This is a genomic window from Gardnerella sp. DNF00753 (genome assembly GCF_049244275.1).
Taxonomy (GTDB): Bacteria; Actinomycetota; Actinomycetes; order Actinomycetales; family Bifidobacteriaceae; genus Bifidobacterium; species Bifidobacterium greenwoodii.
The window spans coordinates 36347-58460 of record NZ_CP058393.1 but is presented as its reverse complement, the minus strand read 5'-3'; the positions used below and the strand labels follow the sequence as shown (position 1 = coordinate 58460).

Genomic DNA, 22114 nt, shown 5'->3' with positions numbered 1-22114 from the left:
TTAATCACATCCCTACTTGCTACCACATTAACAAAATAAGAAACTATACATATCCAGTTACTGCTACTACTAATTTTTATGAAATTTAGATAGCAAATGTCTATACCCTGATTCCCATGGAGTTACCATAAGATCTTCACGATTAGCATATTGAAGAAGATTATCCATTTTCCCATCAAGCAATATAATTCCTTCATTAAGAACTATAACCCGATCCGCAATTACTGCTAAATCTTCTACTAAATGTGTACTGACAATAACAGTATGCTTTTGCGAATAAGACTTAAGAAAATTACGAATATCAATACGCTGCTCAGGATCTAAACCAACAGTAGGCTCATCAAGTATTAATACTGCAGGCTGACTAGCAATCACACAAGCAATACCAGCACGCTGACGCTGGCCTCCTGATATTTTAGCAACGATGCGATGCGCTTGTTTTTCCAAGCCAACCTGTTTGAGAGCATTCCAAGCAGCTTGATACGCAGCGCTCCACGATAAACCTCGCGCCCATGCGGCATATTGAACATTTTTTAACACACTCGATGCATTCATAAGTTCAAATGATTGTGGCAAATAACCAATATTTGACCGAGCTTTAGCCCTTTCCGCACGACAAGTTACATCAAAGCCATGAACAAAAAGTTTTCCACTAGAGGGAGCATAAATCGTCGCCATAACGTTAAGCAAAGTAGTTTTCCCAGCACCATTTGGCCCCAAAAGACCACATATGCCAAAAGATAAATCTATAGAAAGATTATGCAAAATTTGTTTTTTCCCATACGAAAAATTCACATTAACAAGTTGCACATCTGAGCCCGTATATGATTCTTGCATATCTCACCACTTAATAACTAGACTACTTACCTACAACTTCGTATATTTTCTCTGTCTATTCCAACTACAGAACCACTCATCTGAGCATAAGCTGAAATTGGCATATCATAAGCAATAGTAGCAAGCGCAACTATTGCAAATCCTTTCTTTGCGAACATATTCGTATCTCCATTTTCAATCTGCTTCATAACGTATTCAGCCCTGAATACGTACACTTATTCTATAAGAATTCAATATAAAAAAAAAATAGATTTTTATAAAAAACAATTAAAATTTTAAAAGATACGCATATCCTATAATGCCAATTATCAGCAATAACTCGAAAAATTAAGGGGGAAATCCACCTTTTTATTACAAGTTAATTCTACAAATATTTTTTATTCAGATACAAAAATAGCGTGCCGTCTACTGGAAAATAATCCAATAAACAGCACGCTTTGTTTTATTTGACTACATTATTTGACTACATTAAATAATGCATAGATTACGCAATCTTGAGAGTTACATGGTCGTCGCTCTCTGCACAATCCGCAACTACGCGAGCGCCATCATGCACCTTGCCAGAAAGCAACAATCGCGCAAGCTGATCGCCAATTTCCGTTTGAACCAATCTACGCAACGGACGAGCACCGTAAACTGGATCATAGCCATGCTCCGCAAGCCAAGCGCGAGCAGAATCACTCACATCCAAGCTAATGCGGCGATCACTCAAGCGTGCAGCCACTTGACGAACTTGAATATCCACAATTCCACCAAGCTCTTCGCGGCTCAACGGATGGAACATAACAAGCTCATCCAAACGGTTAATGAACTCTGGCTTAAACTCAGCGTGAACAGCGTTCATAACAGCCTTGCGTTTAGCAGCATCGTCCAAGCCCTCTTGCACAAGGAATTGCGAACCCAAGTTTGATGTCATAATCAAAATCGTATTCGTAAAATCAACCGTTCTACCCTGACCATCAGTCAAACGACCATCATCCAAAACCTGCAACAAAACGTCGAATACTTCTGGATGTGCCTTCTCAACTTCGTCAAAAAGCACTACAGAATACGGACGTCTACGCACAGCTTCAGTAAGCTGGCCGCCTTCCTCGTAGCCAATGTAACCAGGAGCAGCACCGATTAGACGCGAAACAGAAGCCTTTTCCATGTACTCGCTCATATCAATGCGAACCATTGCACGCTCGTCGTCAAACAAAAAGTCGGCAAGAGCCTTAGCAAGCTCCGTCTTACCAACGCCAGTAGGACCCAAGAACAAGAAGGAACCAGTTGGGCGATTAGGGTCTGCAATTCCAGCACGACTTCTGCGCACAGCATCCGCTATAGCCTGGATTGCTTCGCTTTGGCCAACAACGCGCTTAGAAAGCTCTTTTTCCATGTTGAGCAGCTTCTCATTTTCGCCTTGCATCAAGCGACCAACAGGAATGCCCGTCCATTCGCTAACGACTCCAGCAATAGAATCAGCATCAACCTGATCCGGAACCATTGGCTCTTTCGCTTCACTCTTAGCGTTAGCAGCCTGCGATTCCGCTTCTTCCAAAGCTTTTTGAATGCTTGGAATTTCGCCATACAAAATACGGCTTGCTTGCTCCAAATTGCCTTCACGCGTGAATTTGTCGGCTTCTACGCGCTTAGCATCGAGCTGCGCTCGCAAATCACCAACCTTGTTATGGCCAGCCTTTTCCGCATCCCAACGCGCTTTCAATCCAGAAAGCTTTTCGCGCGAGTTTGCCAATTCTTCCTGCAACTTTTCTAAGCGTTCGCGCGCAGCAGCATCTTCCGCTTTCTTTAATTGCATTTCTTCCATTTCAAGACGCGTAACTTTGCGCTGCAATTCGTCAATTTCTTCTGGCTGTGAATCAAGCTCCATACGCAAGTGAGCTGCCGCTTCATCCACCAAATCAATCGCCTTATCTGGAAGCTGGCGACCGGTAATATAGCGGTTTGAAAGCGTTGCTGCGGCTACGATTGCATCGTCACTAATTGTCACCTTGTGGTGCGCTTCGTAACGTTGCTTAAGTCCGCGCAAAATCGTCACAGTATCTTCAACAGACGGCTCGCCAACAAACACTTGCTGGAATCTGCGTTCAAGCGCCGAATCCTTTTCAATATGCTCACGATACTCGTTAAGCGTAGTTGCACCAACCAAGCGCAGCTCACCGCGCGCAAGCATTGGCTTAAGCATATTGCCAGCATCCATTGAACCTTCTGCAGATCCTGCGCCAACAACAGTGTGAATTTCGTCAATAAACGTAATAATTTGACCGTCCGATTGCTGAATTTCCTTCAACACTGCCTTTAAGCGTTCCTCAAACTCGCCGCGATACTTCGAACCTGCAACCATCGAAGCCAAATCGAGACTGATAAGACGCTTGTTTTGCAAAGTCGTAGGCACATCTCCTGCAACGATTCGCTGAGCCAATCCTTCTACAACTGCCGTTTTACCAACGCCCGGCTCTCCAATTAGCACAGGATTGTTCTTCGTGCGGCGAGAAAGAATCTGAATCACGCGGCGAATTTCCTGGTCTCGTCCAATTACTGGGTCGAGCTTTCCTTCGCGAGCGCGCGCAGTCATATCAACAGAATACTTTTCGAGCGCTTTGTAGTTGCCTTCCGCATCTGGACTCGTAACTTTCGCGCCACCGCGCACAGTTGGCACAGCCTTACGCAACGCGTCTGCAGAAACGTTGTGCTTTTTGAAAATATCCGCAACAGCGTTTGGCGCGCTAGCAACCATGCCAATAAGCATGTGTTCCGTAGAAACGTATTCGTCTCCCATTGCGCGCATTTCTTTTTCTGCCTGGCTTAGCGCAGCCAAAAGCTGACGACTTGCATCTGGCTTAGTTGTAGTTGAACCAGTAGATGAAGGCAATGCCACTAATGCGTTACGAATTTCAGAACCGATTTGTTGCGCGTCCGCCCCCGCCTGAGCAATAAGCGCGCGAACGACGCCCTGCTCTTGGCGAAGTAAGGCATCCGCCAAATGCAAAGTGTCAACTTGCGCATTGCCAGCAGCCGCTGCACTTTGCACAGCGTCGCTTAATGCGTCTTGCGCTAAGGTTGTAAACTTTTGTTCCATATCTACCTCATTTCCACGAAAGCTCTAAAACACATTTCAGTTAAGTCAAATCGCTGCAACTTTTATTGCAACCTTTATTGCAACTCTCGTTGCAATTTCAAGCTTTTTGACGATACTTTCGAGTTCTAACGAGCTTTCAGTTTCATGTATCTGATACGTATAACAGATTTTCCTATAACTTTATTCCTAAAACTTGAGTGTACTAGACTCAAGTTTTGTTTTCAAGAACTTTCAATCGCAAATAATTTACGCAAATAATTTAATTAAGCAGCAAGCAAAGTTTAGTTAAGTATCAAGCAATGCTTAATTAAGTAGCAAATATGTCGTAATCTTAAAAGCATGAGAATTGCACGTTTTTCGTATAATGAAGTTCCGCAATACGCTTTCGTTCAAAAAGACGAAACCGACGGTAAAGATTATTTAGTAGCGCTTGAAGGGCATCCTTTAAGCCCGCAAGGAGTTAAGCCAACTGGTAAACGTTACGCGTTGGATGCGGATGGCGTGCGCTTGCTTGTGCCTGTAATTCCTTCAAAAGTTTACGGATTGGCAAAAAATTACGATACGCGTTCTGACGACGAGCGCGCTACTTCTCCTGCGGCTTCTTCGCATACCGCCGCAGATATGGTTATTTTTACAAAGCCGAGCACTTCTGTAATTGGTCCGGACGATCCGATTGTGATTCCTGCTTGCTCAAACGACATGAATTTTGAGCCAGAAGTGGCAGTTGTTATGGGCAAAATCGCCAAAAATGTGACTGCAGCTACCGCAATGAACTACGTTTTTGGCTTTACTTGCGTAAATGACGTAACTTTACGAGATTGCGCAGGAAGCGACCCAATGTGGACGCGCGCAAAAGGTTTCGACACTTCTTGCCCACTTGGACCTTGGATTACAACCGAGCTAAATTGGCGCGATGCACATATTTCATTTACGCTTAATGGTGAAAATGTGCCAGAAGCCGACGGTACTACAGCTCGACTTATTCACAGTATTCCTGAGCAAATTGCTGCGATTTCAAGCTTCTCAACGCTTCTTCCAGGAGATGTGATTTTGACAGGAACTCCATACCCAGCTGGAACTTTACGCGCCGGTGACGAAGCGATTGTGCACGTAGATGGTATTGGCTCGCTGCGCAATGTGATTGTGCATGCGTAACTAAAATCATCGATTTGACTTAAAACTTTGACTTAAAACTACACAAATGCGCGTGGGCCAAAGATTGCCGAACCGATTCTAACCATTGTTGAACCTTCGGCAATCGCCCACGCAAAATCGCCGGACATTCCCATCGAAAGCTCTAGTTTTGCAGAGTTTCCATCATGATCTTGCGCGAGTTGTTCACTCACAAAATCTCTAATTTCTCGCAATTTTGCGAAACCACTTCTCACTATTTTTTCATCGTCTACGCGCGCTCCGAGCGTCATAAATCCGTGCAAATTAAGCGCAGGCAAGCTAGATATAGCGAGAGCTTCGTCAATCGCACGTTCGGGAGCGCACCCGGATTTTGTAGCTTCTCCCGAAACATTCACTTCCAACATAACGTCTGTGCAAAGTCCCAAATTTTGCGCGCGAGCAGATATTTTTTGCGCAAGTTCAATGCCGTAAACCGACTGAATACCATTTGCAAGTGGTAAAACTTTGTTTATTTTATTGCTTTGCAGCTGACCTATTAAGTAGAGCGGAATTTCGCCGTTTACACCAACTCTTAAACCTTCTCTAGCAGCTTGTGCGCATAAAATTTCGGCTTTTGCAACGATTTCTTGTGGGCGATTTTCCCCAATTACGCGCACTCCAGCTTTGAGCGCTGCCATGATTTCGCCAACATCTCGCGTTTTAGTTGCGGCAAGCAGTGTAACCGACTCAGCTTTGCGACCATAATGCGATTCGGCTTGAGCAATGGCGTCTTGCACGCCGTGCACGCCGTCGGCAATTTGACGCGCACGAACACAATCGACCTCAGTATTCGCTAAATCTTTTTGCGTCATATATGCCATTTATTGCCCCAATCTATCAAGCCTAACTACATAGTTTAGTCAAGGAAGGGCACGGATTTGTCGGCTAGGTTTGCGCGAACAGAACCCCACGGCGTGTCAAAGCTTTCAAACAACGCGAGCGCGTCGGCGGCGCTCATATCTACAGGCTGATTTTGACCATGCTTTTTATATCCCAAAAGATACATGCAATAGCCAATCATGCGCTCGGCACTCCAGCCAGCTTCACGAAGAGCACCAACGTCTAGCGAGTGCTTACTTTTGGCAAGCCTATCGCCTTGTGCGTTGTCAATTAGCGGTAAATGCGCAAATTGCGGACGCACATAGTGCACGCCGTGAGCCGCAAAAAATCCCGATTTTTCAAGCAGCTCACCAATCCAAATCTGCAACGCTGCCGAACGAAGCAAGTCACGTCCGCGCACAATATCATTTACTCCGCTCAAAACATCGTCAACAACAACCGCAAGCTGATAGGAAAAGACGCCATCCGCGCGGCGAATCACCATATCCCCCAAATCGCGATCAATATTAAAAGATTGCGCACCAAAAATCGCGTCTTCAAAACTCACATTCGCTTGCGGCGAATCAGCCGAGGGAACAGCAAGCCTTAAAGAATGTTGCTGATTATTTTGCAAACGCATTTCGATTTGCGCCAAGCCTTCCGAAGTTTTGCGAAGATTTCTGCACGTACCCGGGTAGCGTATAAAACCGTCGCCTTCTTGCGGAGCTGCAATTGCACGAATATCGGAACGCGAGCAAAAACAAGGGTAGATTAACGAATTTCCGTCGTCATCTTGCAAAGATTCTAGAGATTCAAGAGCTTCTTGGTAGATTTCAGTGCGCTCATGCTGATAAGTAGGCTCACCAACCCAATCAAGACCAGCCCATTTCAAATCGTCAATAACTCGCGCACTAGCATCCTTCGGCATTCGCGCAATATCAAGATCTTCCAAACGCAAAAGCATGTGGCCGCCTTGCGATTTTGCAGAGAGCCACGCAGCCAACATTGCTACCATATTGCCAATATGCATACGCCCGGAAGGAGTCGGCGCAAAACGACCAATTGCAATAGTTGACTTAGAAAACATGATTTCGTCTTTCTTAAAATCTTTCTTAAAATCTTTTCCAATATTTTTCTTAATAAGCACAAGTTTGCAAAGCATAAGCTCGCAAAACATAAGCTTGCAAAATAAAAAGCGCGTAACGCATTCATACTAGCATTACGCGCTTCTTACAATCGCAATAAACCGCAATCAATCACAGTTAAAAGCAATATTTTATGCAAATAACGACTTATACATAACCACACCCAAGATTGCGCCGGCAATAGGAGCAATAACTGGAATCCAGGCTTCGCCCCAGCGAGAAGATCCCTTGTGTGGAATCGGCAAAATAGCGTGAAGCAAACGCGGCATAAGATCACGCGCAGGGTTCAAAGCAGGACCAGTTGGGCCGCCCATAGAAGTCACCAAACCCCAAACAACGAAGCCAACAACGATTGAAGCGCCAGCCAAATTCTTCTCACCCCATGGAGAAGTAAGGCAGCAAAGAGCTGCCAAAACAAGCACAAGCGTGCCGAAGAATTCGTTAAGGAAGTAGTTAATTTTGTTGTTATACGCATCCGTAGTGCAGAAAGTGCCAAGAATAGCTTCTGACTCCTCAGTTTCGTTGTAGTGCGGCAAATAAGTTACGTACACAATAAGCTGGCCAACCAATGCGCCCAAAAGCTGTGCAACAATATAAGGAGCTACATCCTTCCATGGGAACATGCCGTTTACTGCTTGCGCAATTGTCATAGCAGGATTGATATGCGCGCCGGAAATTCCTCCGAACATTAGCACTGGGAACATCACGCCAAAACCGTAGCCCATAGCAATATTTAGCCAACCTGCATGATGTCCTTTAGTATTTTTTAATTCAACGTTTGCCACAGCACCGTTCCCAAAAATCATAAGAATGGCAGTGCCAATAAATTCTGCAGCCAACTTCGTCATAAACGAATATTGCATGGTCCTTCGATCCTTCTTACCTGTTTCAAACTCCGCACACGTAATCACGCGTCAATAAATTAGCAACTCGCAATTGCGATTAGCACAGCATGGAACACAATACATCCTCATTTTCAAAGAAGCTAAGAAAATGAATTCCAACAATTATTCTTTGATAGTTTCCCTTATGCGCGCGACAGTCTTCGTAAACAGTAAAATCGCCCTCACATCAAAAGAGGCCCGCCACTTTGGCGAGCCTCTCATTTACAAAAACAATATTTGCGGTTTCATCTTCACAACATCCTCGTTGCAACGGTTAAAGTCTTAAATATCCCGTCCAACGTCCACGGATTCTATATCCATACACTTTTGTGGGTTACCGCTATCTCTTTTTTGTTTTTGTAATTATTATTATCATCGTTTTTTGCCTAATAGTAAAGCGCAAAATAGCATTTGTTCACATATTGTAAATACTGTTCAATTGCACTGAAAAAATCGTAACTATTGCACACTTTTGTGAATATGCAAAGGTTATCATGTGCGTTTGCGTTCGAATTAAGCAAATGACGGCGTGTCGAATCACCCGACACTCATTCGCGCACTTCCCTTACAGCGCATACAATTACAGAGTATGGTACAGATTTTTGACGCTCCCTCAAAGGCGATACTGCGCGGTCAAATTGCCGAACACATCGCCGAAGATGAAAAGGCAGAAAAGCGTGAAGCTCGTGAGGGCGAGCTACCGTTACCAAAAGATCGTTTCTTCGACCGCGAGTTAAGCTGGTTGAAGTTCAATCGTCGCGTGCTTGAGTTGGCACAAAATACCGATTTGCCGCTACTTGAACGCGCTAATTTTGCTGCTATATTTGCGTCAAATCTCGACGAATTCTTTATGGTTCGAGTTGCAGGATTAAAGCGCAGAATAGATTCCGGAATAGCAGTAACTGCAGCATCCGGATTAAGCCCTCGTCAGCAATTGCGCGCTATTAGTGAGGTCACTCACCGCCGCCAAGATGAGCACGCTCACTATGTTATTGAGCACATTCTTCCTGAGCTTGCAAAGCAGCGCATTGTTTTGCTCAGCTGGGATAAGCTTACAGAATCAGAAAAAGCGCGTTTGTCTGATTACTACAAAAAGCAAGTGTTCCCTGTTCTTACGCCTCTTGCAGTGGATCCTGCTCACCCATTCCCGTACATTTCCGGCAAGTCTATTAACTTGGCTGTTATCGTCGAAAATCCAAATTCTGGAAAGTCGCATTTTGCGCGCGTAAAAATTCCAGATAATTTGAACCGTCTTGTACCAGTTGACGATTTAACAGACGAAGAAGGTCGCGAAGAGCGTTACGGCTTCATCACTATGGAAAAGCTGATTGCGGCACACTTGGAATCGCTTTTCCCAGGCATGATTATTAAGGAAGCTCGTTCCTTCCGCGTTACGCGTAACGAGGACATTGACGTTGAGGAAGATGACGCAGAAAACCTGCTCAACGCTATGGAGAAGGAACTTCTTCGTCGTCGTTTTGGACCGCCTATTCGTTTGGAAATTTCTAACGAGGCCAGCCCATTCCTTTCTCAGCTTCTTGCAAATCAGCTTCGCGTAAGCCCTGAGGAAGTTTACCGCTTGCCTTCGCCGCTTGATATGACGGTATTGTTTGAATTGCAGGCGCTTGACCGCCCAGATTTGAAGTACCGTCCATTCATTCCTACTACGAACCGTCAGATTGCGGAAGTTGAAACTAGCCACGCGCAAGATATTTTCGCCTCGATTCGCGAGCATGACATTTTGTTGCATCATCCTTACGATTCGTTCTCTACTTCTGTGCAAGCGTTCCTCGCGCAAGCTGCTGCGGATCCAAAAGTGCTTGCAATTAAGCAAACTTTGTATCGCACGTCTAGCAATTCGCCAATTATTGACGCTCTTGTTGATGCGGCTCACGCTGGCAAGCAGGTGCTTGCGCTGGTTGAGATTAAGGCACGATTTGACGAGGATGCAAATATTGCTTGGGCTCGTAAGCTTGAGCGAGCAGGTGTTCACGTTGTGTACGGCATTGTTGGTTTGAAAACTCACTGCAAGCTTTCGCTCGTGGTCCGCCAAGAAGCAGAAGGGTTGCGCCGCTACTGCCACGTTGGTACAGGTAATTACAATCCTAAGACTGCTCGCTTGTACACGGATTTGGGTTTGCTTACTTGCGATCCTGTAGTCGGCCAGGATTTGACTCGTTTGTTTAATCAGCTTTCTGGTTATGCACCAAAGTCGAGCTTCCACCGCCTGCTTGTTGCTCCTCGTACAGTTCGAACTGGTATTATTGCGCGAATTCAGCGCGAGGAAGCCGCGGCTCTTGCTGGGAAGGAAGCTTGGATTAAGATTAAGGTCAATTCTGTGGTTGACGAGCAGACTATTGACGCATTGTATCGAGCTTCTCAAGCTGGAGTAAAGATTGATATTGTTGAGCGTGGTATCTGCTCGCTTAAGCCTGGAATTGAGGGATTGAGCGACAATATTCGCGTTCGCTCTATTCTTGGCCGATTCCTTGAGCACAGCCGCATTTACGCGTTCGCTAATTCTTGCGGCCCTCAGATTGGTGATGGTCCTGCAAGTGGCCCAGAAGTGTGGATTGGCTCGGCTGATTTAATGCACCGTAATCTTGACCGCCGCGTTGAAACTCTGGTTAGAATTAGCGCGCCAGATCAGGTTGAAGCTTTGATTCAGTACATTGATTTGCAAATGGCTGATTCTACTGTTTCGTGGTGGATGGATGGCGACGGCACGTATACCTTGCATTCTCGCGATAAGGAAGGTCGTCCGCTCGTAGACAGCCAGGCTTACTTAATTCACACCCACACGCGTAAGCCTCGCGGTGCGAACTAATCGCAAGCAACTAAATAAACGATAAGCAAGAGCCAGATTCAGTAACATGTTTCTGGCTCTTGTTGTATTTATTGACCCTTATAATCTGGCTAAATCTCAAGCGTTCCAGCAATAGCCGAAAATCTTCTACAGCACCATTTGCCAGTTTTGGCATGTTTTTTGAACAATTATTTGCCAGTTTTGGGATGTTTTTTACGCCACCATTTGCCAGTTTTGGGATGTTTTTACTGTAATCACTTAATTACCTTGAGCGCCAGTTGCAATATCTAACTAATATTCTCAGCAACTATTTTGGCAATGTATAGCCTATCTAACCACCAACATTGTTTGGTGATAGTTTCACCGTTTGGAAGCGTTATAACATCATTGCCATTTTTACCGTGTGGCCTCATATGAAATACGTGATTGAATAACATCTTAGGGAGCTGATTCTCATCCGTTCCATAGCCAGTAGATTCACCAGATATCATAATCTCATGCACTTTATTCCACGCAGGCGCAACATATTTTTCAATATCTTCTTCTGGCATATTCCATAGAAAACCACCAACTAAAACATCATCTTTATAACAAGTCGATTTTCTATTTTTCCCGTTGCTTTTAAAAACAACAAAATAGAACTTATTATTCTCAAAAAACTTATACAATCGCGAATCATGCCACTGCATATTTGGATCTGCTAATTCAGCCCAATCATCCTCTTTTAACGCAGGAAAAGACATATTCTGCTCTGGTTTACCGTCATCATACAAAACAGTAGTTTTTAGTTGAGTCACACTCGCTGCAGCAAACTGTTCAATTTCTTCTATTCTGTTCTTTTTTACACCCAACATCTTCAGTGCAAGCTGCGAATTAAAAGAATAATGCGTTTTAAGCTCCACATTAAATTTATTGGCCAAATCAGAAATTTTATAACCAACATATCGCCCAATCTTCTTTTGCACATAATCATTAAGATTTTCGTTAATAGACATTGGCAACCGTTCAAAAAGACTACCTTCACCTAAAACTCTTTGTGCAACAATGGTCATATAGCTAGGCTTATACGAAAACGCACGTTGTTTTGCGCATATATATTTACTTTCGAACCCACTTGGCGCAGGAGCGTCTCTAAAAGACTTTGCAGCAGACTCCCCTTTAGTACAGGCAGCTAAATAGTTGGTATCTGATTCACTTAATGCATCTGCATGACCAGCAGCAACCTTGTTTTTTATATATTCCCAATCTTTACGAATTGTTTCTAGCTCACCAGGTTCATATTTCAATACAAAAGAACCATAAATAGTGCAATCAAGTCTGGATTGGTTGGTTTTATCAGTCCTGTTATCAAGATAATAAATAATAATCATTTGACGCGCTTTTTGCCAAAATGATGAGTTATCAAAAACCTCATTACACAGCGTCAAATAGTTGATAATATCAACGACCAAACGTTCTTTAGCAACTATCTTCTTTTTCTTATTCGAACGAATCGGCGTGACTTTTAATTCATAAAATTCATCAGCAACCATAATATCTGGTTGCTTATCGGAATTTATAGAATACCCGAAAACTGATTCTTCAATAATATTGCCTAAAGAACCCTTGTTGCCTGCTTTTTCACCACGACCAGTTTTATCAATCTCACGAAAAGTTTTGCCATTGATTCCAGTAAGGAGAGCGGTTATTTCGTCAATGTCTGAAAACTTGCGATTGCCGCCTATATGATTAGACATACTTCCCACCATTCTGCATCTTCCCTGGCACAACTTTATTTATTACATTTTCCTATTAACTTAATTCCTCCGCAACCTATAAATAATCATAATTATTTAGATATGATTTTATGCCAAAATGTCATTAGCAAGAACTTCACCAATTTTATGCGGAATACCAGTAACCAGCGCATTCCCCATACAGAACGCTCTATGACCATCACTCATTCCATCATTCGTCCAACCTTTAGGGAACATTTGCAGCTGGTCTAGTTCATCTGGAACGAGTCTTCTCAATCTGCCATTTTGCATAACAACATGTTTGGTTCTACTAGCACTTTTCCCACCTTCACCTGTAAGAATAGTTCTGCTTGGTGCATCAATTTTATCTGGAAAAGCAACAGGGCCTTCGGAATACATGTACTCAAATCCATTTGAAGCTGTTCGCAACTCCCTTTTACCGCCTTTAAGATACTGCCAAGAAGCAAGCTTATCTTCTTCAATCCAATATTCTTTAGGCACTTGATTGGCATCAACTAAAACACTACCTAATGTCATTGCATTGCCAGCAAACACAGCATCCGTTTTAACGGTATAAACTACTCCATCTTGCATAACACCAGCATTCTGAAATAGGCTCACTTTAGCTTGTTTGCCAAAATCTTGAGATATAACATACGGATTGTCGCTAATAGAAAATTCATATTGCGCGGCGTTTTTTTCTGAAACAGATACTGGAAAAGCTCGTGCAATAACACCGTTTTGCAAAAGATGCTCGGACAAGTTATACCATTTCTTAGAATCATGTTCTGCAAAAACATATACTCGTCTACGTCTTTGAGGCATTCCATAGTCAGCAGCATTAATAACTCGCCACTCTACGCTGTATCCTAATCGAAAAAGACAAGAGAGAATAATGGCAAAATCCCTACCGCGCTGCGCGGCAGGTGATTTTAATAAACGGTCAACATTTTCAAGTAGAACATATTTAGGGTGGCGCAATTCCAACATTTTATTAATACTCCACCACAGAACTCCTTTTTTGCCGTCAATTCCGGAAGATAATGCTAAAGGTTTTGCCACAGAATAATCTTGACAAGGAAAACCGCCAACAAGCATGTCAAAATCTGGAATATCACATTCCCCGTGTTCAAATTTTTTAAGCACTTCTGCTATATCTTCATTAACACAGCTACCTTTGCCAAAACGCTTCTCATAGCACCTCCACGCAAATTGCTTGGATTCTTGCCCGGCAGGCTCCCACTGGTTTGCCCAAACTGTTTTGAAAGGTCCTGCCGGTTCCGCAGTAAAATTGTTTCCATCAGAAGGAGTATACCCTTCAAGCCCAAGACGAAATCCACCTACTCCTGCAAAAAGTTCAGCAACTTTTATTGTCTTGGACATATAAACCCTCGTAACATTAGCAAATTTTCAATACACGTATAATTTAGTATAAATTCAATACACAAAAAGATCAAATTTTGCTAAACTGTGAAGCCCAACTCCGAATCTGATTCTCCAAGCAAATAGAACATATTTAAACCATTTGCCAGTTTTGGGAAGTTTGAGAATTTAACGTCGCTTACGTTTTAGTATAAGTTACCTACCACACGCATACGAACAACAATCTTATTCTTTAAATTTTCAACTGCTTTTATGCAGATTTTATGCAAAAAACTGTTTGTAGGTTGCAAATATGCTATTTTTTACTATTATTGTTTACATAAAGAATGTTGCAAAAGATTATATATACAAGGCAACTGGAGGTAGTTATGCTGCTCAATTTTAGCGTAATGAACGCTTTAAGTTTTCGAGAATTGCAGCAATTTACTATGCAAAGAAGCATTCGCGTAAAAGATTGTGAATGGGCTCATCCAGAAGTATCAACGCTTGCTGCAATATATGGTGGGAATGCATGTGGTAAAACAAACTTATTAAGGTGTATATCATTTTTAAGAAATTTTGTAGAAAATAGTTTCAAAGATGGCGGCTCTAATTCAGGTATAAATGCTATTCCTTTTATTCTCAATAAAGAATCAGAGAATAAGCCATCAACCTTCTTTATAGAATTTATTGCAAGTGACAATAATAGGTATCAGTATTGGTTCGTAATAAATAATCAGCATGTTCTAGAAGAAGTTTTGTGGCTTTTCCGATCAACAACAAACCGAAAAACTATATTATTTGAACGTGAACACGGTAAACCAATTAGATTTGGAACGTCTATTAAAAATGTTGGTAAAGCTGTAGAGAAGATTACAAAAGATAATGTGCTCTTTCTTTCTACTGCTGCAGCATCTGGAGTATCTGCGCTACAGGCTGCTTACGAAGAGATAACTTCTAGGATGCAATGTAGAACAGTTAATTTTAATGAGTATCGTGATGTCTTAAGAAGAAGTCTGCGAGAACACCCAGATTTTGCGCACAACATTAGTAAGTTGCTTAAATACGCAGATTTAGGGTTAAAAGGTGTAGCAGTACAAGACGAGCAATTAGATGCTGTCACTTCAGAAAAATTAACGAAAATTGCACATCTTATTAAGGAACTCGATGCGGATAGTAGCAAACCTACAAGTAATGGTTTAGAAAATGATGCAAAATTGCAGAAATTCAGCGTTTCTCGTTTAGCGTTTACGCATTCTGGACAGCAAGAGCGCCAACTTCCTGAAGGTTTTGAATCTTTAGGAACTAAAACAGCATTGGTGTTATTTGCTTTTGTTTTAGATGCTCTATTGAAAAGATCGATACTGTTGATTGATGAAATTGATACAAGCCTTAGTATGCAGCTTATATCGGAGGTGATTAGTCTTTATAATAATCCCGAAACAAATCCTAATCAGTCACAATTGATTTTCACAACTCATGATTTGAGTCTTATTAGCAATTCTGGAGTAGATGAATCTATTCTCGATAGAGATCAGATTTGGTTTGTTGAGAAAAATCTGCTAGGAGAATCATCTTTGCATCCTCTTACTGAGTGGGAAAATCGCAACGTTAACTTTGGTAAGAATTATCAGCATAGCGTGTATGCTTCTGCTCCACAGCCGACGCTCCATAAGGTTTTTGCGGATATGTTAAATCAGATGCAAACAAATTAGACTATTAAACAAAATCGGCAAGTATAAAACATAAGACGTTGTGAGGAGTGACTTATGGTACGCGTCCCAGCGCATGGTCGTTCAAAGATACGGAGTAAGCGTAATAAGAGATTCCTTATTGTTTGTGGAGGAATCGTTACAGAGGCTGAATATTTTGAATATGTAAAGTCAAAAGCAAGCAAATTTTGTGCTTTATCATGGGATGTTAATGAATCACTTTTATTAAAAAAAGATGGAGTAGACCCTCTAACTCTAACGGAGCATGCGGTTGAGCTTGAAAGGCAAGACTGCAAGTCGTCAAAGAAAGAAGGATATGACCCATTTTCTTTAGTATGGGTTGTAACAGATGTAGATGATTTTGGAGAAAAAATTCGGCAGGCACAGTCGAAGGCGAATTCAACTGATGGAAAAATAAAATTAATAATTTCCAACCCATGTTTTGAAGTATGGATTATTGACCATCTAAAAAGCTGCCCACTTTCTTGTACGGCTACTCGAGATTGCCAAAAAGCAGCAAAGCAGCTTGGTTTATTGTGTAACACAAATGGTAGTAAATACAAGCATATTGCATTGGGAAAAATAGAAGGTAACTACAAAAATGCATTTAAGAATGCAAAGTTGCATATGGGACAAGCTCAGAAGAAAAAGCGTAGAAATCACCCTTCAGTAACTCAAAAGTCAAATTATGCTCCTTGGACAGATGTGCCAGAAATAGTAGAAACAATATTGAATGAATGCAAACATGCTTCAGGAATAGATTTGTCAGAAAAATTGTGAATTAATAATGTAACTGTATGCGCATTCATTGCTGCTATTAACAGCAATGAATGCGGGGCGACTGAAATTATAAAGAGATTGTAGGTGATATGATAGCGCGATATTGGTGAGATATCACAGTCATAAATGGGAGTATCACAGTCACGGGAGTCAAAATGACAGTCATAAGTCGACACATCTCGGTCAAAATGCAAAAAATCACTGTCAAAATATAGTAGATGACTGTCAAAATTGAAAAAATGACAGTCATATATATATACGAAAATCACTGTTACGAACGAGAAAAATGACAGTCACAACACTTTTATATCAGTCATGACTGTGTACAAAATATAAAGCATTAAATATATAAAACATAAAGCACAACTAAAATTCGCGAAAGAAAAACGCTAAAATAGTGAATATGAGTGCAGTAACGACGCAATACGTTGAAGCAGCTGGCGGAATAATCTATCGCAAGCGCAATAGTACAAACAGCTCAAACGAAGACGAAGAGGCAAAAATAGGCGGCAATGCAATAAAGCCTAGCAACGCAATTAAGCCTAGCGACAACGACTTCGAGCTTTGCCTTGTTTACCGTCCTAAATATGACGATTGGAGCTGGCCAAAAGGAAAGAATGAGCCGAAGGAATCGCATCGCCACACAGCCGTGCGCGAAGTTGGAGAAGAAACAGGATATTCAGTCACACTTGGCCCGCACATTGCCAAAATAGAGTATCCGCTTGAGCGCGAAGGTAAAAAGCAAACTTCTAAAAGCGGTAACACATCACGCAATTCTCAGCCGGAAGTAATAAAGAGAATCCACTACTGGATGATGCGCTTAATCGACAAGCCAACTGCAGCGAAACGTCTTCCTGCTTTCGGACCAATTAAGCCAGCTAAGCCTACTGAAATTGGCAATGTTTTATGGCTCACTCCTTCTCAAGCGCGCAAAAAGCTTACTCACGATAGCGACCGCGAAGTGCTGGATGCTTTCTTAGAGAAGCTCCACGCAGGTCAAGGAGAATATAGCACGTTGCTTCTGGTGCGTCATGGTAAAGCTGAGTCTCGAAAAACTTGGCAAGGAAGTGAAGCGACTCGACCAATCACACCTCTGGGTGCTGCCGCTTCATACGCTTTAGGCCGCGAACTTGCCTGTTACGCGCCGAATAAAATCATGTCGTCACCTTGGAAGCGTTGCTTAGAAACGGTTGCGGCTTTTGCGCACGATTCTTCACTTCCTATAGAAAAGATTGCGGAACTTACTGAAGATCATCACGAAAATCAGCCAAAATCTACGTTATCTGTGCTGATAAACGAAATACAAAATCTTGAGAGTAACGCGCGAAACTCAAGCGCAGCTAGCAACGCAATCGCTACCAACAAAGCAACAGTCATGTGCCTGCACCGCCCAGTGATTGGCACTTTCTTCGATTATTTGCGCGAAATAACAAAGCCTCGAGCACACAAACGCATACTCAGCCAAAAATCTCCATACATGCCTACGGGAAGCGCAATAGTTTTGCACATAATTAGTACCCCTAAGGGCGCTCGCATTATTGATATTGAAAAGGTTCTTCCAAGTGTCTACTAGTTTAAATTCGCAATCGAGTTCTATTCATTCAAGCAGATCTGCTTTTATGCCAAGCCCTACAGGAGCCGCCCGCCCAAGCCGACCTGCACAAATGGATCCTGCAATGCTCGCTCAGATTGAAGGTGGCACGGATCCGCAGGTTGTAAACGAAATTAGCCACACTTCCGCCGCCGTCCTACTTAACCGCGTTCATAAAACGCAGTCGCCGGAAATCGTCGAGCGCGTGCTGAATTTGGTTGAAAATGAAGGCATTGAGGTTATTGCAGATTTGTGGAGTCACGCGGAGGCTGAGTCTCTTCCGGGAATGTTGTGGCGACTGTATTTATTGCGTACGTCGCTACAAAAGCAGCGTGAAGCTTACGCCGAGTATTGGAGTCTTGGAGAGCCTGAGGCAACGAGCGCATCAGCTATTACAGGAATTGACGAAGCTCCTACCGGAGAAGATATTGCGCGACTTGCAGATTCTATTCTTTCCGGCGCTTTTACAGGCGATTTTGCCGTAGCGCTTTACCGCGCTTCAGCTTTTACTTCGATTATTGCGCACGGAATGCAAGTTTACGCAAAAAAGTTAGAAGAGCAGGCAAATACAATACACGCGCAGAAAATTGCAAAGGTTTTGCACATATCCGCAAATATGCACGTACTTTCATTATCTTTTGCTCACGGAGCGAAATTGTGGCGAGCAGGAAAGTTGGAATAAATTATTTTCGATTAGATTATGCGGCGCGTGAAAACAGAAAACAAGGTATACTCAAAATGATGCTGGCTTGTGCTTAAGCCCCGGGCTCCATTTTTTGCCGCTGCGAGCGGCGTTTGCGCCGACAGGCGCTTTCGCAAGTCAGTATCGTTTCTGTTCTGAATTTTAGATTTTAGATTTTCGATCTTAATTTTGTTAGATAAGTTTAAATAAAATATATTTTTACTCACATTTGTTTATATTTCGCGCAAAAATAACGGCACGCCGATAGCTTAACATGCCGCGCTTGCACTAATCTAGAAGGTATGGATCTTCATGTTTTACATCATCCGCTGGTGGACCATAAGCTCACCGTTTTGCGAGATAAGAATACACCTTCTAACATTTTCCGCGAGTTAGTTTCCGAATTGGTAACCCTCGAAGCATACGAAGCAACACGCAATTTGGAAGTTAGCGATCGCGAGATTGAAACTCCTATTTGCAAGATGACTGGCAAGCATTTGAACCGTCCACGCCCAATGGTTGTGCCGGTTTTGCGCGCTGGCCTTGGCATGCTCGATGGCATGACTCGCCTTCTTCCAACCGCTGAGGTTGGATTCCTTGGCATGAAGCGCGACGAGCAGACGCTCGATATTGTGACTTATGCCAACCGTTTGCCAGAAGATTTAACTGGTCGTCAGTGCTTCCTTCTTGACCCAATGCTTGCCACTGGTGGCACTCTTATTGCCGCTACGCACTATTTGGCTGAGCGCGGCGCTAAGGATGTTACTGCTATTAACATTTTGGCAGCCCCAGAAGGCTTAGAGCGCTTGGAGAAGGAGCTTGATCCTTCTATTGACTTTAAGGTTGTTGTTTGCGCTGTAGATGAGCATTTGAACGACAAAGCTTATATTGTTCCAGGCCTTGGAGACGCTGGCGATCGCTTGTACGGCTTGATTGACTAATAGCCACCAGCTAAATCAAACGAAAACTAGAATCAAAAACTACAAAAAGCCTGCTGATTTGCAACACTTTGCAATCTTCAGCAGGCTTTTGTGTTTATCAATCAATAAAAACCTGTTTGTTGTCAGGTTAAAAGGTAACTCACACGTTATTACAGGTTGTTTTCTTTCAGCGCAAGTTCTATAAGCTTATCCGTATAATCAGCCATAAATAACGGAATATTCAACATATCATCATCTAGTTTTAGATTATTCAGCGAGAATCGTATACGTAATTTCGTTTGATTAGGGAATAATTCTTTAAACTTTTTCAAACTTCTACTATTAATATTTGCTTCAGATTTAACCTCAACAGGGAAAATATCATTTTCTCGTTGAATAAGAAAGTCCACTTCATACGGCGGATTTGTTTGAGACCAGTATCTAGGCATCACTTCAAATTGAGTAAGTAGCGCTTGCAAAACATAATTTTCTGTTAAAGCACCCTTAAACTCAGTAAACAGCCTATTGCCTTCCGAAAACGCTGTCGGAGCGAGTTGCGCTAATCGCCTTAACAAACCAACATCTGCCAAATAAATCTTAAAAGCAGATACATCATCATAAGCAGCAATAGGTAAACTCGGTGCAGTACTTCTATAAATTTTATACACCAATTGTGCCGATACTAGCCATTGCAAAGCATCTTCATATTCTCTTGCTCGCGCACCATTTTTAACAACTTTATACAAGAATTTTTTGTTTTCACGCGCAAGTTGAGACGGAATAGAATTCCAAATCATTGATATTTTAGGAAACTCACTAACATTAGGATGTTTCGCAAAATCTCGTTCATAAGCTGTTATAATCTCAAACAATGTATCTTGCATTGCGTTCACATCTCGCGCTTTAGCCCACATTAAAACTGACTCAGGCATGCCTCCTGTAACATAATACATTTTTAATTTCTCGTATAGAGGATTAAAAAATGCGTCTGGAATCGGCTCTATTTTATCGATTTGTTCAATAAACTTCGCTAGATTTTCATCTCCATTAGCAAGTAAAAACTCTGTGAAAGTCATTGGGTTTATTTGCATAAAATTAACTTTTCCAACTGGGAATGAAGATGGTTTGGCAAGCGTTATTCCAAGCAATGATCCAGCGCAGGCAACATGATATTGCGGAGCGTTTTCACAAAAATATTTCATCGAGTTTATTACTTCTGGACAGTCCTGAACCTCGTCAAATATAATAAGCGTGTTTTCTGGTTCGATTTTTTGACCACTTGCAAGCATTAGGTTTTGTAAAATTCGCTCCACATTTTTAGTGGTTTCAAAGAATTGCTTATATTCTTTGTTTTCGTCGAAGTTAAAATAAGCAATATTTTTGTAGTAAAGCTTACCAAATTCTTTTAGTATCCAAGTTTTACCAACTTGACGCACGCCTTTTAATATCAACGGTTTACGGTACGGCGAGTTCTTCCATGCTAAAAGTTTGCTCATAATCAGCCTTTTCATGATTACTCACCTTTCATCTTGCGTTACGCTATTAGATATTGCAGCCGTATTAACGCTTGGCTGTTTCTACGCTTAGTTTCATTGCTGTTCTGTTATATTTTGCGTTATCTTTTATCGTATATCACATTATTATATATGTTTTGGTGCATTTAATCACATAATTATACATATTTTAGTGTTTTTTATCACATAATTCTACGCATTGAGTAACACTCAGCATAAAATAAAATAAAATAATCAATCAAACTTCTACTAAATCCTGTATACACCTATGCTCATTTACCGCGGACGAGTTATGGCTACCTCGCGAGCGCGGTCTGCCAATTCGTCTAGTTTCGCAAGCTCCGCGCGTTGAGAATCAGTCTGCTTTGGCGCAAATTCACCGTAACGATTTTGTGCAGCCGTAAGAATTAAAAAGTCAGCCAGACGCGGATTTTTCGGCAAAACTGAGCCGTGCATATACGTTCCAATAACATTGTATTTGCGCGCTCCTTCCGTGTGATCTTTGCCATTATTACCGCAATTTTCACTATCGACCGAGCCAAGTGGCAGCGTGCCATCTTGCAAGCTTGTGCGTCCAGAATGGTTCTCGTAGCCCACAATATCGCCAAAATCTGCACTATGCTCTACTAAATTTCCAATCATGCGCACATCTTGACCAACTGTATGCTCGCCAAGTATTCCAATTCCTTTAAGCTTTTGACCCTCAACGGTTTCAAAATACTCTCCAAAAAGCTGGTAAAGTCCGCAAATCATAAGCATTGGAACGCCATTTTCTGCAAGCTCACGAATCGCGTCTGCGCGCGCAAATAAATCTTCAGTAACTCTACTTTGACCATGATCTTGACCGCCGCCGCCAAGAATCATATCCACGCGCTCTGGCCATAAATCACCAACGTTGTACTCGTGAAGCACTGGCTTGTAACCGTACAATTCCGCTCGGCGCATAATCGTAAGCACATTGCCGTAGTCGCCGTAAATATTCATGTCTTTTGGATATAGCGACACAATATCTAGCACGCGATTTTCTTCACAAGTAGCATTTGCTTTACTAATATCACTGGAACCATTCATGAC

17 protein-coding genes are annotated in these 22114 nt (G+C 42.3%); 7 read left to right on the top strand and 10 right to left on the bottom strand.

Features of this window, described 5'->3' with window-relative positions:
• Positions 1–69 precede the first annotated feature (69 nt).
• The 3 genes from HXT33_RS00235 to clpB all read right to left on the bottom strand — a co-directional run bounded on the left by HXT33_RS00235 (position 70) and on the right by clpB (position 3916).
• Positions 70–837, bottom strand: coding sequence for an ABC transporter ATP-binding protein (locus HXT33_RS00235; RefSeq protein WP_419388964.1), 768 nt, complete (start codon positions 835–837; stop codon positions 70–72).
• Positions 838–863: 26 nt separating this feature from the next.
• The gene (locus HXT33_RS00230) at positions 864–1025 is read right to left on the bottom strand and encodes a hypothetical protein (protein ID WP_308582133.1); all 162 of its coding nucleotides are present in this window, start codon (positions 1023–1025) and stop codon (positions 864–866) included.
• A gap of 296 nt (positions 1026–1321) precedes the next feature.
• On the bottom strand, positions 1322–3916 hold the full coding sequence (gene clpB, locus HXT33_RS00225; protein WP_047923626.1) for an ATP-dependent chaperone ClpB: 2595 nt from the start codon (positions 3914–3916) through the stop codon (positions 1322–1324).
• Positions 3917–4255: 339 nt separating this feature from the next.
• Here clpB and HXT33_RS00220 point away from each other — a divergent pair, with 339 nt between their 5' ends.
• A complete protein-coding gene (locus HXT33_RS00220) occupies positions 4256–5071 on the top strand; it encodes a fumarylacetoacetate hydrolase family protein (RefSeq protein ID WP_004136519.1) in 816 nt (271 codons plus the stop codon).
• Between the two features lie 38 nt (positions 5072–5109).
• Here HXT33_RS00220 and HXT33_RS00215 read toward each other — a convergent pair whose 3' ends face one another.
• From HXT33_RS00215 to HXT33_RS00205, 3 genes are all read right to left on the bottom strand, one after another.
• Positions 5110–5910 (bottom strand): YggS family pyridoxal phosphate-dependent enzyme, encoded by an 801-nt coding sequence (locus tag HXT33_RS00215; RefSeq protein WP_421787059.1) that lies wholly within the window; start codon positions 5908–5910, stop codon positions 5110–5112.
• A 35-nt stretch (positions 5911–5945) separates the two neighbouring features.
• Positions 5946–6995: a glutamyl-Q tRNA(Asp) synthetase gene (locus HXT33_RS00210; protein WP_421787625.1), complete on the bottom strand. Its 1050-nt coding sequence runs from the start codon at positions 6993–6995 to the stop codon at positions 5946–5948.
• 189 nt (positions 6996–7184) lie between these two features.
• Positions 7185–7916, bottom strand: coding sequence for an MIP/aquaporin family protein (locus HXT33_RS00205; RefSeq protein ID WP_421787057.1), 732 nt, complete (start codon positions 7914–7916; stop codon positions 7185–7187).
• 610 nt (positions 7917–8526) lie between these two features.
• Here HXT33_RS00205 and HXT33_RS00200 point away from each other — a divergent pair.
• A complete protein-coding gene (locus HXT33_RS00200) occupies positions 8527–10764 on the top strand; it encodes an RNA degradosome polyphosphate kinase (RefSeq protein ID WP_004119572.1) in 2238 nt (745 codons plus the stop codon).
• 266 nt (positions 10765–11030) lie between these two features.
• Here HXT33_RS00200 and HXT33_RS00195 read toward each other — a convergent pair whose 3' ends face one another.
• Positions 11031–12479 carry a Sau3AI family type II restriction endonuclease gene (locus HXT33_RS00195; RefSeq protein ID WP_421787055.1) on the bottom strand — a complete coding sequence of 483 codons (1449 nt, stop codon included), beginning with the start codon at positions 12477–12479 and terminating at the stop codon, positions 11031–11033.
• Positions 12480–12587: 108 nt separating this feature from the next.
• Entirely contained in the window at positions 12588–13862 is a 1275-nt protein-coding gene (gene dcm / locus HXT33_RS00190; RefSeq protein WP_410296336.1) for a DNA (cytosine-5-)-methyltransferase, read from the bottom strand.
• Between the two features lie 368 nt (positions 13863–14230).
• On the opposite strand from dcm, the gene HXT33_RS00185 reads away from it, so the two are divergent.
• From HXT33_RS00185 to upp, 5 genes are all read left to right on the top strand, one after another.
• Entirely contained in the window at positions 14231–15556 is a 1326-nt protein-coding gene (locus tag HXT33_RS00185) for an AAA family ATPase (RefSeq protein WP_004136530.1), read from the top strand.
• 54 nt (positions 15557–15610) lie between these two features.
• Positions 15611–16333 carry an RloB family protein gene (locus HXT33_RS00180; protein WP_004136539.1) on the top strand — a complete coding sequence of 241 codons (723 nt, stop codon included), beginning with the start codon at positions 15611–15613 and terminating at the stop codon, positions 16331–16333.
• Positions 16334–16736: 403 nt separating this feature from the next.
• Complete coding sequence (locus HXT33_RS00175) at positions 16737–17906, top strand: NUDIX hydrolase (protein ID WP_421787052.1); 1170 nt, start codon at positions 16737–16739, stop codon at positions 17904–17906.
• A 46-nt stretch (positions 17907–17952) separates the two neighbouring features.
• Positions 17953–18606: a thymidine phosphorylase gene (locus HXT33_RS00170; RefSeq protein ID WP_421787623.1), complete on the top strand. Its 654-nt coding sequence runs from the start codon at positions 17953–17955 to the stop codon at positions 18604–18606.
• 302 nt (positions 18607–18908) lie between these two features.
• Positions 18909–19547, top strand: a complete 639-nt coding sequence (gene upp, locus HXT33_RS00165) for a uracil phosphoribosyltransferase (RefSeq protein WP_004136544.1) — start codon at positions 18909–18911, stop codon at positions 19545–19547.
• Between the two features lie 149 nt (positions 19548–19696).
• On the opposite strand, the gene HXT33_RS00160 is transcribed toward upp, so the two are convergent.
• Entirely contained in the window at positions 19697–21037 is a 1341-nt protein-coding gene (locus HXT33_RS00160; protein WP_421787050.1) for an ATP-binding protein, read from the bottom strand.
• Between the two features lie 279 nt (positions 21038–21316).
• Complete coding sequence (locus HXT33_RS00155) at positions 21317–22111, bottom strand: type 1 glutamine amidotransferase (RefSeq protein ID WP_004136553.1); 795 nt, start codon at positions 22109–22111, stop codon at positions 21317–21319.
• Between the last annotated feature and the right edge of the window lie 3 nt (positions 22112–22114).